The 13,011-nt window shown below is 66.9% G+C and carries 14 protein-coding genes; all 14 read left to right on the top strand.

All coding sequences use genetic code 11. From position 1 onward, the window contains the following. Positions 1–7 precede the first annotated feature (7 nt). The 14 genes from K307_RS47865 (at position 8) to K307_RS17930 (ending at position 13,004) form a co-directional block, all read left to right on the top strand. Complete coding sequence (locus tag K307_RS47865) at positions 8–163, top strand: hypothetical protein (protein ID WP_155301171.1); 156 nt, start codon at positions 8–10, stop codon at positions 161–163. Between the two features lie 208 nt (positions 164–371). Then, on the top strand, positions 372–698 hold the full coding sequence (gene fliE / locus K307_RS17990; protein WP_042880106.1) for a flagellar hook-basal body complex protein FliE: 327 nt from the start codon (positions 372–374) through the stop codon (positions 696–698). Between the two features lie 101 nt (positions 699–799). After that, entirely contained in the window at positions 800–3,031 is a 2,232-nt protein-coding gene (locus tag K307_RS17985) for a tetratricopeptide repeat protein (protein WP_042880104.1), read from the top strand. Continuing rightward, the gene (rfbF, locus tag K307_RS17980) at positions 3,028–3,798 is read left to right on the top strand and encodes a glucose-1-phosphate cytidylyltransferase (protein WP_042880102.1); all 771 of its coding nucleotides are present in this window, start codon (positions 3,028–3,030) and stop codon (positions 3,796–3,798) included. Before K307_RS17985 ends, rfbF begins: the two co-directional genes overlap by 4 nt. Then, the gene (rfbG, locus tag K307_RS17975; protein ID WP_230625946.1) at positions 3,789–4,871 is read left to right on the top strand and encodes a CDP-glucose 4,6-dehydratase; all 1,083 of its coding nucleotides are present in this window, start codon (positions 3,789–3,791) and stop codon (positions 4,869–4,871) included. Before rfbF ends, rfbG begins: the two co-directional genes overlap by 10 nt. Next, positions 4,868–5,419, top strand: coding sequence for a dTDP-4-dehydrorhamnose 3,5-epimerase family protein (locus K307_RS17970; RefSeq protein ID WP_042880101.1), 552 nt, complete (start codon positions 4,868–4,870; stop codon positions 5,417–5,419). The genes rfbG and K307_RS17970 overlap by 4 nt, the downstream gene beginning before the upstream one ends. Then, on the top strand, positions 5,416–6,654 hold the full coding sequence (locus tag K307_RS17965; RefSeq protein WP_042880099.1) for a class I SAM-dependent methyltransferase: 1,239 nt from the start codon (positions 5,416–5,418) through the stop codon (positions 6,652–6,654). The genes K307_RS17970 and K307_RS17965 overlap by 4 nt, the downstream gene beginning before the upstream one ends. Next, complete coding sequence (locus tag K307_RS17960; RefSeq protein WP_155301170.1) at positions 6,641–7,438, top strand: WbqC family protein; 798 nt, start codon at positions 6,641–6,643, stop codon at positions 7,436–7,438. Before K307_RS17965 ends, K307_RS17960 begins: the two co-directional genes overlap by 14 nt. Beyond that, positions 7,425–8,144 carry a class I SAM-dependent methyltransferase gene (locus K307_RS17955; protein WP_042880097.1) on the top strand — a complete coding sequence of 240 codons (720 nt, stop codon included), beginning with the start codon at positions 7,425–7,427 and terminating at the stop codon, positions 8,142–8,144. The genes K307_RS17960 and K307_RS17955 overlap by 14 nt, the downstream gene beginning before the upstream one ends. After that, positions 8,141–9,157: an ATP-grasp domain-containing protein gene (locus K307_RS17950; protein WP_042880096.1), complete on the top strand. Its 1,017-nt coding sequence runs from the start codon at positions 8,141–8,143 to the stop codon at positions 9,155–9,157. The genes K307_RS17955 and K307_RS17950 overlap by 4 nt, the downstream gene beginning before the upstream one ends. After that, on the top strand, positions 9,138–9,851 hold the full coding sequence (locus tag K307_RS17945; RefSeq protein ID WP_042880094.1) for a metallophosphoesterase family protein: 714 nt from the start codon (positions 9,138–9,140) through the stop codon (positions 9,849–9,851). The genes K307_RS17950 and K307_RS17945 overlap by 20 nt, the downstream gene beginning before the upstream one ends. After that, the gene (locus K307_RS17940) at positions 9,848–10,696 is read left to right on the top strand and encodes a phytanoyl-CoA dioxygenase family protein (protein ID WP_042880092.1); all 849 of its coding nucleotides are present in this window, start codon (positions 9,848–9,850) and stop codon (positions 10,694–10,696) included. The genes K307_RS17945 and K307_RS17940 overlap by 4 nt, the downstream gene beginning before the upstream one ends. Beyond that, positions 10,693–11,856 (top strand): class I SAM-dependent methyltransferase, encoded by a 1,164-nt coding sequence (locus tag K307_RS17935; RefSeq protein WP_051974950.1) that lies wholly within the window; start codon positions 10,693–10,695, stop codon positions 11,854–11,856. The genes K307_RS17940 and K307_RS17935 overlap by 4 nt, the downstream gene beginning before the upstream one ends. A gap of 5 nt (positions 11,857–11,861) precedes the next feature. Further along, positions 11,862–13,004 (top strand): DegT/DnrJ/EryC1/StrS family aminotransferase, encoded by a 1,143-nt coding sequence (locus K307_RS17930; RefSeq protein WP_042880090.1) that lies wholly within the window; start codon positions 11,862–11,864, stop codon positions 13,002–13,004. Positions 13,005–13,011: the final 7 nt, after the last annotated feature.

The following is a 13,011-nucleotide window of genomic DNA, read 5'->3' as shown; positions in this document are numbered from 1 at the left end:
GGGGGCGATGATGACCGCCATGGTCGTCGGCACGGCTCACATTACGCTGCAGAGAAAACACGCGTACTCCCGAATGGATGGTTGTCTGGCGATGTCCCGGAACCCGGCGCAAGGCGACAGCCCGCGCTTCTCCGGCACGGTGGCAATGATCGGCCAGACTTGAGGCCGACAATCGGGCGAATAGACCGGGTTTTCTGTCCGATTTCGGTCCATGGCGGGAACGGGGCGGCGGGTACTCTGCTCGGGCTGAAACTCGGTGCGGACCGCCTGTCCCTTTCCTGCAGGCATGTGATCAAAGGGCCGCGCCATTGACTGAACCGAGCCAGTCCGGACCCGGCGCCCGCGCCGGCGGCCGGCACATGACGACGCCAATGACCACTATCTCTTCCATCGAGGCCATGCTGCAGCAACTGCGCGGCCTGTCCCAGGTTGCCTCGGGCAACAATGCCAGCCAGTCGGCCGCGCCCGTCGCCGGCGGCGGCTTCGCCGGCGAGCTGCAGCGCTCGCTGGGCCGCATCAACGCCGCCCAGGAACGCGCCTATGGCCAGGCCGAGGCGTTCGAGCTGGGCAAGCCGGGGGTGGCGCTGAATGATGTGATGATCGACCTGCAGAAGGCCAATGTGTCGTTCCAGACCGGCGTGCAGGTGAGGAACCGGCTGGTGGCGGCGTATCAGGAAATGATGAACATGGCGGTGTAAGGCCTGCAGCAAGAGGCAAGCCCCGGCGCAGCGGCGCCCGTGCGGGCCGGACCGGCCGGAACCGGTCCGCTGGCACATTCCTGATTCCTGGTTGTCAACCCATGCAAAACAGCTACTACGCTCCCCGGATCTCCCGCTACCTGCGCCAGGCCGAGGCGAGCTTCGCCGCCCAGCGGTATCGCGACTGCATCCGGCAGGCCGAGCAGGCCGAGCGGTTCGAGAAACGGAACCCCAATACCTTCTGCTGGCGCGCCCTGTCGCATATGTCCCTCGGCTCGCCGGCCGAAGCGCACCAGATCCTGGCGCAGGCGCAGGCGCTGTTCCCGGACAACGCGCGCGTGCGGGTGCTGGCGGGCAAGGTGCTGATGGACCTGGGCCACTATGAAGCCGCCAGGGCCGTGCTGGAGGCCGCGCTCACGCTGGATCCGTCGATCTGGATGGCGTGGGCCAACTACTCCACGGTGCTGTACACGCTGCAGGACTACCAAGGCGCCAAGGATGCGATCCGCCGGGCGCTAGAGATCGAGCCCGCCGACCCCGGGCTGCTGTCGAACTACGCCAACACGCTGAAGGAGACCGGTGCCATCGCCGAGTCGCTGGCGGTACAGCGCCAGGCCGTCGCGGCCGCGCCCACCGAACTGCCGGTCCGCAGCAATCTGCTCTACACGATGATGTTCGACGAGGCCACCACGCCCCAGGACCTGCTGCGCGAAGCGCAGGCCTGCGCGGCGCTGATGCTGCCTCCCGGCAGCCGCGCCAGACCGTTGCAGGCGCCGGCCGATACCGGCCGCATCCGCCTGGGCATGCTCTCGAATGATCTCTATGCGCACGCGTGCGCGTATTTCATCATCCCGTTCCTAGCCAACCTCGACCACACGCGGGTCGAGGTGTTCGTCTATGCGCTGAACGGGCGCAAGGACAATATCACGCAGAAGATCCAGGGCTACGCCGAGCACTTTATCGACATCTCCGCCACGCCTGCCGACCGGATTCCGGACCTGATCCGTGAGGCGCAGCTGGATGTGCTGATCGACATGGGCGGCTACTCGCGCAACTCGCCGCTGCAGTACATGGCGCACCGGCTGGCACCGCGGCAGCTGACGTGGATCGGCTACCCCGGTTCGACCGGCTTGGACGGGATCGACTACCGCCTGGTCGACAACGTGACCGATCCCGACGGGCACGAGGCCTATCACACCGAAAAGCTGCTGCGCGCCCCGGTGGTGTCCGCGGCTTACTTCCCACTGGTCGGCCGTCCACTGGATGCCTACGCCATGGCCTACCGCCCGCGTCCGACGCCGGCCCTGGAGAACGGCCATATCACCTTCGGCTGCAGCGTGAATCTTGCCAAGATCAGCGGGCGCACGCTGCGCATGTGGAACCAGGTGCTGGCGCGCTGTCCGGGCAGCAAGCTGTTGCTGGAATGCGCCGGGCTCGACAGGGACCCGGTGCGCGAGCCGCTGCTCGCACGCATGGCGCAGGCCGGCATCGACAGCGAGCGCGTGATCTGCATTCCGCGGCGCGGCGAAAACCAGTACCTGATCTACCACAGCATCGATATCGTGCTCGATACCTCGCCGGTGACCGGCGGCACCAATGCCTGCGACGCGCTGTGGATGGGCGTGCCGGTGGTGACCTTTGCCGGGCAGGCGAGCCATGAGCGCATCGCGGCCTCGATCGTCGCGTCGGTCGGCCTGGCCGGTCTGGGCTGCACGACCGAAGCGCAGTACGTGGACACGGCCGTCAGCCTGGCCGCCGACGTGGCGCAGCTCAACGCGCTGCGCCTGTCCGTGCGCCAGATGTTCGAGGCGAGCCCGCTGTTCGATGCGGCTACCTTCTGCCGCTGGTTCGAAGGCGAAATCGCGGATTGGGCCGGCAGCTACCGTCAACCCGGACAAGTTGAGCGCCCGGCAGGCGACGGCGTGTTCTTTGGCGGCCGCTGGCACCGGGTCGAGGAGATCATCGTCGCAGTGATCGCCACCCTGCAAGCGGGCGATACCGACGGGCTGGCCAACGTGCTGGAGAACATCTCCGCCAAGTGGAGCAAGCACTGGCTGGTCGCCTACGCGCTGTCCGAGGGCGCGTACCGCCAGGGCGACGCGGGCACGGCGCTGGAGCTGCTGATCGAAAGCGCCACGCTGCGCAAGTATTCCCTGCCGCTGTATCGCCTGCTGCTGGCGCGCCTGGACGAATGCGGGCAGGACAAGACTGTCCTGGCCGACTTCCTGCAGCAAGCTTTCGGGCTGGACCTCGCCTTCCTGGAAGCGCAGCCGCTGCCGTCGATGCACGAGATTGCCGGCATCCCGGCACAGCCAGAGGCAGCGGCGGCATGAAAGCGGTGATTCTTGCCGGCGGACTCGGCACGCGCATCTCGGAGGAGTCGCACCTGCGGCCCAAGCCCATGATCGAGATCGGCGGCAAGCCGATCCTGTGGCACATCATGAAGACGTATTCCCACTATGGGATCAGCGACTTCGTGATCTGCCTGGGCTACAAGGGCTACGTCATCAAGGAATACTTCGCCAACTATTTCCTGCACATGTCGGACGTGACCTTCGACATGAAGCACAACCGCATGGAGGTGCACCAGCGCCACGTCGAGCCGTGGCGCGTCACGCTGGTCGAGACCGGCGAACACACCATGACCGGCGGCCGCATGCGGCGCGTGCGCGACTACCTGGACAACGAGCCGTTCTGCTTCACCTACGGCGACGGGGTCTCGGACATCAATATCCGTGCGCTGCTGGATTTCCATCTTGCGCACGGCAAGCCGGCGACTGTCACGGCCATCCAGCCACCTGGACGCTATGGGGCGCTGAATGTCGAAGGCACGTCGGTCGACAGCTTCCAGGAGAAGCCGGCAGGCGACGGCGCCTGGATCAACGGCGGCTTCTTCGTGCTCGATCCTTCGGTGATCGACCTGGTTGGCGACGACACTACCATCTGGGAAGGCGACCCGATGACGCGGCTGGCCGCGCAGGGGCAGCTGCAGGCCTATCTGCACCACGGCTTCTGGCAGGCCATGGATACCCTGCGCGACAAGAACCATCTGGAAAACCTGTGGGCCGGCGGCACGCCGCCCTGGAAGGTCTGGGCGTGAAGCTGTTCGACGATGTCTACGCCGGCCGGCGTGTGCTGCTGACTGGCCACACCGGCTTCAAGGGCAGCTGGCTGGCCCAGTGGCTCACTCAGCTTGGCGCCACGCTGACCGGCTTTGCGCTGCCGCCCGCGACCACGCCCAGCCACTGGCAAATACTGGACGTGCCCGCTGGTGACGTGCGCGGCGACGTGCGCGACCTGTCGGCGCTGGATGCGGCACTGGCGCAGGCCCAGCCGGAGATCGTCTTCCACCTGGCGGCGCAGCCGCTGGTGCGCCGCTCTTATCGCGATCCGCTGGAAAGCTGGTCGACCAATGTCATGGGCACCGCCAACGTGCTGGAAGCCTGCCGCCGTCACCGCTGCGTGCGGGCCGTGGTGGTGGTCACCACCGACAAGGTCTATGCCAACCAGGAATGGGCCCGGGGCTATCGGGAGAACGACCGCCTGGGCGGCCATGACCCCTACAGCGCCTCCAAGGCGGCCGCCGAACTGGTCGCGGCAAGCTACCGGCAGGGTTTCTTCGGCCACGATGGCGCACCGCTGCTGGCGACCGCCCGCGCGGGCAACGTGATAGGCGGCGGCGACTGGTCCGAAGACCGCCTGATTCCCGACCTGGTGCGCGCCACTACCCGCGGCGAATCGCTGGAAATCCGCTCGCCCCGCGCCACGCGGCCGTGGCAGCACGTGCTCGACTGCCTGTCCGGCTACCTGTTGCTTGGCCAGTGCTTGCTGCAAGGCGACGAGGCATGCGCTACAGCCTGGAACTTCGGGCCTGCGGCCGAGGACAACCGCACCGTCGAATCCGTGCTACGGCTGATGCAGGCGCACTGGCCGCAAATGGCCTGGCATGTGTCCGACGCAGTGCAGCCGCACGAAGCCAGCCTGCTCTACCTGGACAGCTCGCTCGCCAGGGCAAGGCTCGGCTGGCAACCGGTCTGGAACCTCGCCCAGGCGCTGGAAGCCACGGCCGACTGGTATCGCGAACAGGCCGCCGGTGCTGCGCCCACGCGTCGCCAGATCGATGCTTTCGTCGCTGCGGCTGCCGCGGCCCGCATGAACTGGGTGGCCGCATGAAGCTGACGTCGCTCGCAATCCACGGCGCCGCGCTGGTTCAGTCGGAGCCCTTTGCCGACCGTCGTGGCGCATTCGCCCGGCTCTTCTGTACCGAGACGCTGGCCGAAGTCTTTGGCCAACGCCGCCTCGTCCAGATCAACCATTCGCGCACGAGCGCGGCAGGGGCGCTGCGCGGCCTGCATTTTCAGCACGCCCCGCATGCCGAGATGAAGCTGGTGCGCTGCCTGCGCGGCCGGGTCTGGGATGTGGTGGTGGACCTGCGCGCCGGGTCGCCGACCTTGCTGCAATGGCATGCCGAAGAACTCAGCCCCGGCAACGCCCGCATGATGGTGATCCCGGAAGGCTGCGCCCACGGCTTCCAGGCGCTGGAGGCCGATAGCGAACTGTTGTACCTGCACACCGCGCCCTACATGCCGCAGTCCGAAAGCGGCGTGCGCCACGACGATCCCGCGCTTGAGATCCGCTGGCCGCTGCCGGTGGCCGACCTCTCGGCACGCGACCGCTCCCATCCGCTTCTCAGTGCCGGCTTTGCCGGTCTCCACGCATGAACTGCCGCCACTGCCACGCGCCGCTCGACCACGTCTTCCTCGACCTCGGGTCGGCGCCGCCTTCCAATGCCTACCTGGGCGCCGCCGACCTGCGCGCGCCGGAAGCCACCTTCCCGCTCAGGCTGCATGTATGCACCAGCTGCTGGCTGGTCCAGACCGAAGACTATGCGCGCGCCGACGAACTTTTCAGCCGCGATTACGCGTACTTCTCGTCGACCTCGCAGACGTGGCTGGCGCATGCGGCCGCCTACGCCGGCAGCATTTCGCGCCGCCTTGAACTCGGGCCGCAGAGCTATGTCATCGAAGTGGCGTCCAACGACGGCTACCTGCTGAAGAACTTCGTTGCCGCCGGCATTCCCTGCCTGGGCATCGAGCCGACGGCCAGCACGGCGCAGGCGGCGCAAGCCATCGGCGTGCCCACGCTGCGAGAGTTCTTCGGACAGGCACTGGGCGAGCGCCTGGCGGCCGAAGGCCGCCAGGCGGACCTGATCGCCGGCAACAACGTCTTCGCCCATGTGCCCGACATCAATGACTTCACGCGCGGCATGAAGGCCGTGCTGAAGCCGGGCGGGACCATCACGCTGGAGTTCCCGCACCTGATGCGGCTGATCGAGCAGACACAGTTCGATACCGCCTACCACGAGCATTTCTCGTACCTGTCGTTGTACACCGTGCAGCGGATCTTCGCCGGCGCGGGGCTGCGGGTGCTGGATGTCGAAGAAATGCCGACGCATGGTGGCAGCCTGCGCGTCTATGGCTGCCATGCCGATGATGCGCGTGCCTCCACCGCGGTGGTCACGGCGCTGCTCGATGACGAAGCGGCGTTCGGGCTGCGCAAGCTGGCGACTTACCTGGACTTCCAGGCGCGCGCCGATGCTGTCAAGGACGGACTGGTCACGTTCCTGATCGAACAGAAGCGCGCCGGCCACAAGGTCGCGGCCTATGGCGCCGCGGCCAAGGGCAATACCTTGCTCAACTATGCCGGCATCCGGCCCGACCTGCTGCCATTCGTCTGCGATGCCGCGCCGTCCAAGCAAGGACGCTACCTGCCTGGCAGCCGCATCCCCGTGGTCAGCCCTGCGCGTCTGCGCGAGTCGCGCCCGGACGTCATACTGATCCTGCCGTGGAATATCGCCACCGAGGTCCAGGCCCAGCACGGCTATGTGCGCGAGTGGGGCGGGCGCTTTGCGGTGGCCGTGCCGGCGGTCCGGCTCCTCGACCATGGCGGGGCCTGACATGGCGCAGGCCGGCCATAGCCTGGTGATCTCGCAGCCGATGTATTTCCCATGGGTCGGCATGCTGGAGCAGATCCGGCTGAGCGACACCTATGTCTTCTACGACGACGTGCAGTTCTCGAGCGGCCCGGCCAATCGGGTCAGCCGCGTGCAGGTCAAGACCGCCAACGGCATGCGCTGGATGACGGTGCCCCTGCGCGGCAGGCACCTGGGCAGCCTGATCGGCGAACTGGAGCTGGACGACCGCACCGACTGGCGCAGCAGCCATCGCGACCTGCTGCGCCAGTCCTACCGTGGCGCACCATACCTGCGCGACATGCTGGCGCTGGTCGACGAAGTGTTCTCGGCGCCCGTGCGCTACCTGTCCGAGCTGTCCCGCGCCTCCACCATGGCGCTGGTGCGCTACTTCGGACTGGAAGCCGGCCGGACTTTCCTGGACTCGTCTGCACTGGGCGTGCCCGGGCATAGCAGCGAACGTGTCTTCGCGCTGTGCAGGCAACTGGGCGCGACGCGCTACCTGACCGGGCACGGCGCAAGGGACTATCTGGATCACAGCCTGTTCGAGCAGGCCGGCGTCGACGTCGATTACATGGCCTACCGGCTCAGCCCGTATCCCCAGCGCCACGGCGATTTCACGCCCTACGTCACCGGGCTCGACCTCGTCGCCAACCGCGGCCGCGAGGGCGTGCGCCATATCTGCTCCGGCACCGAGCCCTGGCGCACCGTGTGTGCCGGCCGCGTGCCGGCCAGCGTTCCCACCGGAATCGAACATGAACAGGCTTGACGCCGTTTCTTCGGAGTACTTCCCCAACGGGGCCACCTCGGTCGAGAACGACCTGGTCCTCCACTGGTACCCCAAGCGCATCACCGCGCGCTTCGGCCATTGCCAGAGCCTGCTTGAACTGGGCATTGGCCACGGCTTCACCACCGAAACCTTCGGCGCCCATACCGACCGCCATGTGATCGTCGAGGGCTCTCCCGCGGTGATCGAGCAGTTCCGCCGCAACCATTCCGACAGCCCGGCCGAGGTGGTCGAAGGGTATTTCGAGGAGTTCGACACCGACGAGCGCTTCGACGTGATCGTGATGGGCTTTATCCTCGAGCACGTTGACGATCCGGGGCTGCTGCTGGCGCGCTTCCGCCGCTTCCTCAAGCCGGGCGCGCGCATGTTCGTGGCGGTGCCCAATGCCAAGTCGATGAATCGCAGGCTGGGCCTGGAGCTTGGCCTGATCGACGATATCTACAGCCTGAACGCAAACGATATCGTGCTGGGACACCAGCGCCAGTTCTGCCGCGACACGCTGCGCGCGCTGCTGCAGGAGCACGGCTACGCCGTGGTGCACGAGGAGGGCATCTACCTTAAGCCACTGCCGCTGGCGGTGCTGAAGACACTGCCGGACATGGAAGCCAACCTGCAGGCCATGTTGAAGGTCGGGATCGACTTTCCGGACCTGTGCGTGGGCTTGCTGATGGAGGTAAAGCCGGCATGACCACAGCATTTGCCGCGGCGCCGGTCACGGTGGTGGTCACCGGTGTCGGCGCGATCATCGGGCAAGGCATCGTCCGCAGTCTGCGTGCGTGCGGCATGCCGGTGCGCGTGATCGGCGTGGACCGCAATGCCGAATCGATGGGCGCGTTCCTGTGCGATGCGTTTTACCCGAAGCCGGCTTGTAACGAGCAGGACGAAAGCTATCTCGCCTACTGGCGCGACCTGGTGGCGACGGAAGGCGCACAGTTGGTGATCCCGGGCATCGAGATCGATGTCGAGTACCTGGCCGGCCATCGCGCCGGATTCGCGGCGATGGGCGTCACGTTGTGCCTGAACACGGATGCGCTGATCGCACTGGGCCAGGACAAATGGGCGCTGGCACAGGCACTGGAGCGCGCCGGCGGCGAGCTGGCAGCGCTGGCGATCCCTGGCATGCTCGACAGCGACTGGGCCTCGTGCACCGCGCGGCTCGGCCCGCCGCCGCTGCTGTTGAAACCCCGGCACGGCAATGCCGGCCGCGGCATCGTCCGCCTGCACGACGACGTGGATCTCCGCTACTGGCGACACAAGGCGGGGCCGGGCTTCATGATCCAGCGCATCGTCGGCAGCGACGACGAGGAGTACACCGTTGGCGCGTTCGGCCTGGGTGACGGGGACATGCCGGCGCCCGTGGTGCTGCGCCGGCGCCTGTCGCCGGCGGGCAACACGGGCTATGCCGAGGTCGCCAGCGATGCCGCCATCGACCGCGCCACGCGCGCCCTGTGCGCGCACTTCAAGCCGCTTGGGCCCACCAACTACCAGTTTCGCAAAGAGGGCGACAGGCTCTTCCTGCTGGAGATCAATCCACGCTTCTCCAGCAGCACCTCCCTGCGCACCGCTTTCGGCTACAACGAAGCCGCCATGAGCCTGGCGTTCTACCTGCATGGCCGGCGTCCCGCCGACGCCGTGCTGGCACCGGGGCGGGCCTGGCGCTATTCCGAGGACTTTGTCAGTCATGATCGGCATCCTCTCTGACGTACATGGCAACCTGCCGGCGCTCAAGGCCGTGCTGGCGGCGGCGACCGAACTGGGCTGCCGCCGCTTGATTTCGCTGGGCGACGTGGTCGGCTACTACGCCCAGCCCGGCGAATGCATCGACCTGCTGCGCGAACACGGCGTGGTCAACCTGATGGGCAACCACGATCACTACATGGTTGAGGGCCTGGGCTGTCCGCGCTCGCGCGTGGTGTCGGAGATCATGACGTACCAGCGCTGCGTGGTGACGCCGGAGCAGGTCGAATGGCTGGCGGGTTCGTTGCCGATGCTGGAGGAGGACGGTAACCACTTCGTGCACGGCGGCTGCGAGGATCCGCTGGACCAGTACCTCTACCGCGTCTGCGAGGCAACCATCCCCGCGCAGGCGCGCCGCCTCTTCTCCGGCCATACGCACGTGCAGGTGCTGGCGGACTTCGGCGGGCGCCAGTACTGCAATCCGGGCTCGGTCGGGCAACCGCGCGACGGCGATCCGCGCGCGGCGTTTGCCGTGCTTGCCGACGACGCGGTGACGCTGCACCGCGTGGCCTACGACATCGACGCCACGGCCGCTGCCATGCGGGCCGCGGGATTCCCGCCGCATTATGCGGAGTGCCTGTACCTCGGCGCCCAGATCGGCGGGCGCATCGACAAGGTGACGATTGAACGCAGCAGCGACGCGGAGGTGGGCCAATGAGCGCGATCGTGACCGATGCCATGCGCGAGCAGTTTGCGCGCGACGGGGTGCTGGTGCTGCAGGGCTTCTACGATGCCGAGCGCGAGATCCTGCCGATCCAGCGCGCGGTCTACGAAATCATCGGGTTGGTGGCGGACCGGCACGGCGTGGTGCTGCAGCGCAAGGCCTTCTCGCCCACGCATTTCGATGCCGGATACAACCAGCTGACTTCTGTGGACCGCGCCTTCGGCGGCGAGGTCTATGATCTCGTCAAGCAGATCCCCGCCTTCGTTCGGCTGGTCTGTGCCGAGAAATCCGAGGCACTGTTCCGCGCCATGCGCGGCACGGATTTCGCCGGGATCGGCACCGCCAGCTATGGCATCCGCATCGACCGCCCGCATGAGGAGCGCTTCCGCAGCCATTGGCACCAGGAATTCATCTTCCAGCCGCAAAGCGTGGACGGCATCGTGTTCTGGAGCCCGTTGGCGGTGGTCACGCCGGAGTTGGGGCCGGTGGTGGCCTGCGTCGGCTCGCATCGCGACGGCATCCGCAAGGTCAACCGCACCGGCACCGGCGCCGCCAAGTCCGGCGCCTACAAGATCGGCATTGTCGACGACGAGGTAGTGGCAGCGGGCTACCGGCAGATCGCGCCGCTCACGCAACCCGGCGACCTGATCCTGATGGACTACCTGACCATCCACCAGTCCGGCTACAACGTCTCGGACCGGCCGCGCTGGTCCATGCAATCGCGCCTGTTCAATTTCCGCGATGCCTATGGCATGCGGCTGGGATGGAAGGCCTCGATCACCGCGGGCACGGAGGTGCAGGCGCTGTTTCCAGAATATTTCTCCGAGGAGTCACCATGACCTGTTCTTGCAACGTCTGCGGGAACGCGCTTGAGACGCCGATCTACGAATCGGCGGAAGATAGTTCGATCACCACCATGAACATCCTGGTGCCGGGCCGTACGCGCGTGTTCCTGTGCGGGCATTGCGGTCACCTGCAGACGGCCGAACTGCAGGACGCCGCCGACTACTATGCCAACGTCTACGCCATCAACCTGACCTCCGACGATGAAGACCAGCTCTACAAGATCGTCGACGGCCGGCCGGTGTACCGCGCGGACCAGCAGGCCGAAGTGCTGCTGTCCAAGCTCGATCTCTTCGACGGCTGCCGCATTCTCGACTACGGCTGCGCCAAGGCGCCCACGCTGAAGAAGGTGGTGGGGCGCGCCCCGCAGATCCGCCCGTTCTTGTTCGACGTCACCGACAAGTACCAGGCGTTCTGGCAGAAATTCCCCGGATTGGCCGGCTGGGCCTCGCACCAGACCGATCCGGCCTGGGCCGGCACGATGGACGTGGTGCTGTCGTTCTACGCGCTCGAGCATATTTCCTCGCTGCAGGATGCCGTCGCCAACATCAAGGCGCTGCTCAAGCCCGGTGGCATCTTTTACTTCATCGTGCCGAACGTGCAGCAGAGCCTGTCCGACTTCGTGGTGGCGGATCATGTCAACCACTTCACGGAAGAGTCGCTGCGCTACCTGCTGGGCGCACAAGGCTTCGACCGGGTGGAAGTCGATGCCCGCGCGCACGACGCCGCCTACGTCGTCACCGCTCGCCTTGGCGCTGCCGGTGCCGGCAAGCCTGTCATGCCGGCGCCCGGCGCGATCGCGCAGCTGGAGCGCGCGGCCAGCGAGATGTCGGAATACTGGTCCGGGGTGGCCGCGCGCATCCAGGCCTTCGAGCGCAGCCAGCCCGCCACGGCGGCCAGCGCGATCTATGGCGCCGGCTTCTTCGGCAACTTCATCGCCGCCACGCTGACGTCGATGTCCCACGTCAAATGCTTTATCGACCGCAACGCCCACCTGCAGGGCCGCCAGTGCCTGGAACGCGAGGTGGTGGCACCGGCCGCGCTTCCGGCACATGTCGGGCACGTTTACGTCGGGCTGAATCCGCGTATTTCTCGCGATGCCATCGGATCGATTTCCGAGTGGCAGGATCGCCAGCTGGAAATCTTCTATCTCTGATTAACATGAAGCGCATCCCTGTCTCCGGCCCGTCGATCACTGAGAAAGAGATCGCCTACGTCACCGATGCGGTGACCAACGCCTGGTACGCCAACGCCAACGTGTACAACGAGCGATTCGAGCGCGCCTTTGCCGAGTATCACGGCGTGCGCTACGCGGTGTCGCTGCCGTCGTGCACCTCGGCATTGCACCTGTCCCTGCTGGCGTTGGGGATCGGGCCGGGCGACGAGGTGATCGTGCCGGACTGCACCTGGATCGCCAGCGCGGCGCCGGTCAGCTACGTGGGCGCGACGCCTGTGTTCGCCGACATCGATCCGGCAAGCTGGTGCCTGTCCGCCAATTCCTTCGCCGCCTGCATCACGCCGCGTACCCGGGCGGTGATCCCGGTCGACCTGTATGGCAACGTGCCCGATTACGCGGCCCTGGGTGAAGTGGCGCAGCGGCACGGCATTGCCATCATCGAGGATGCAGCGGAGGCCGCAGGCACGCGCTTTCGCGGGCGCGCCGCCGGCACGTTCGGAGTGACCGGCACCTTCAGCTTCCACGGCTCGAAGACGCTGACCACCGGCGAGGGCGGCATGCTGATCACCGATGACGAAGCGGTCTACCGGCGTGTGCTGGTGCTGCGCGATCACGGCCGCCGCCCCGGCGACACCATGTTCGAGAACCATGAGGTCGGCTACAAGTACAAGATGAGCAGCATGCAGGCGGCGCTGGGCCTGGCGCAGATAGAGCGCGCCGAGGAGCTGGTGGCGCGCAAGCGCGAGATCTTCGGCTGGTACCGCGAGGCGCTGGCGGACTGCGGCGAGCTGGTGCTCAACAGCGAAGCGCAGGACGTGCGCAATACCTACTGGATGGTGACTGCGATCCTGCCAGCCCGGCTGGGCGGCAAGGCCGCGGTGATCCGCCGTCTGGGTGAGCAGGGGATCGACTGCCGGCCGTTATTCAGCCCGCTCAGCAGCCTCGAGGCCTATGCCGCCACGCCGATGGCGCAGGCGGCGCGTGCGCGCAACAGGGTGGCTTATGCCTTGTCAGAGCATGGCGTGAACCTGCCGTCGGGGCTCAATCTTGGGCGTGAGGACGTGGCGCGCGTCGCCGCGGCAGTGCGGGGCCTGCTTGCCGCCCCGGCCATGCAGGACGCGGCCTGACGCCACG

This window comes from Cupriavidus necator A5-1, assembly GCF_000744095.1.
GTDB classification, from domain to species: Bacteria; Pseudomonadota; Gammaproteobacteria; order Burkholderiales; family Burkholderiaceae; genus Cupriavidus; species Cupriavidus necator_A.
Note: the sequence above shows the minus strand (reverse complement) of the source record. Positions and strands in the feature narration are given on the sequence as shown.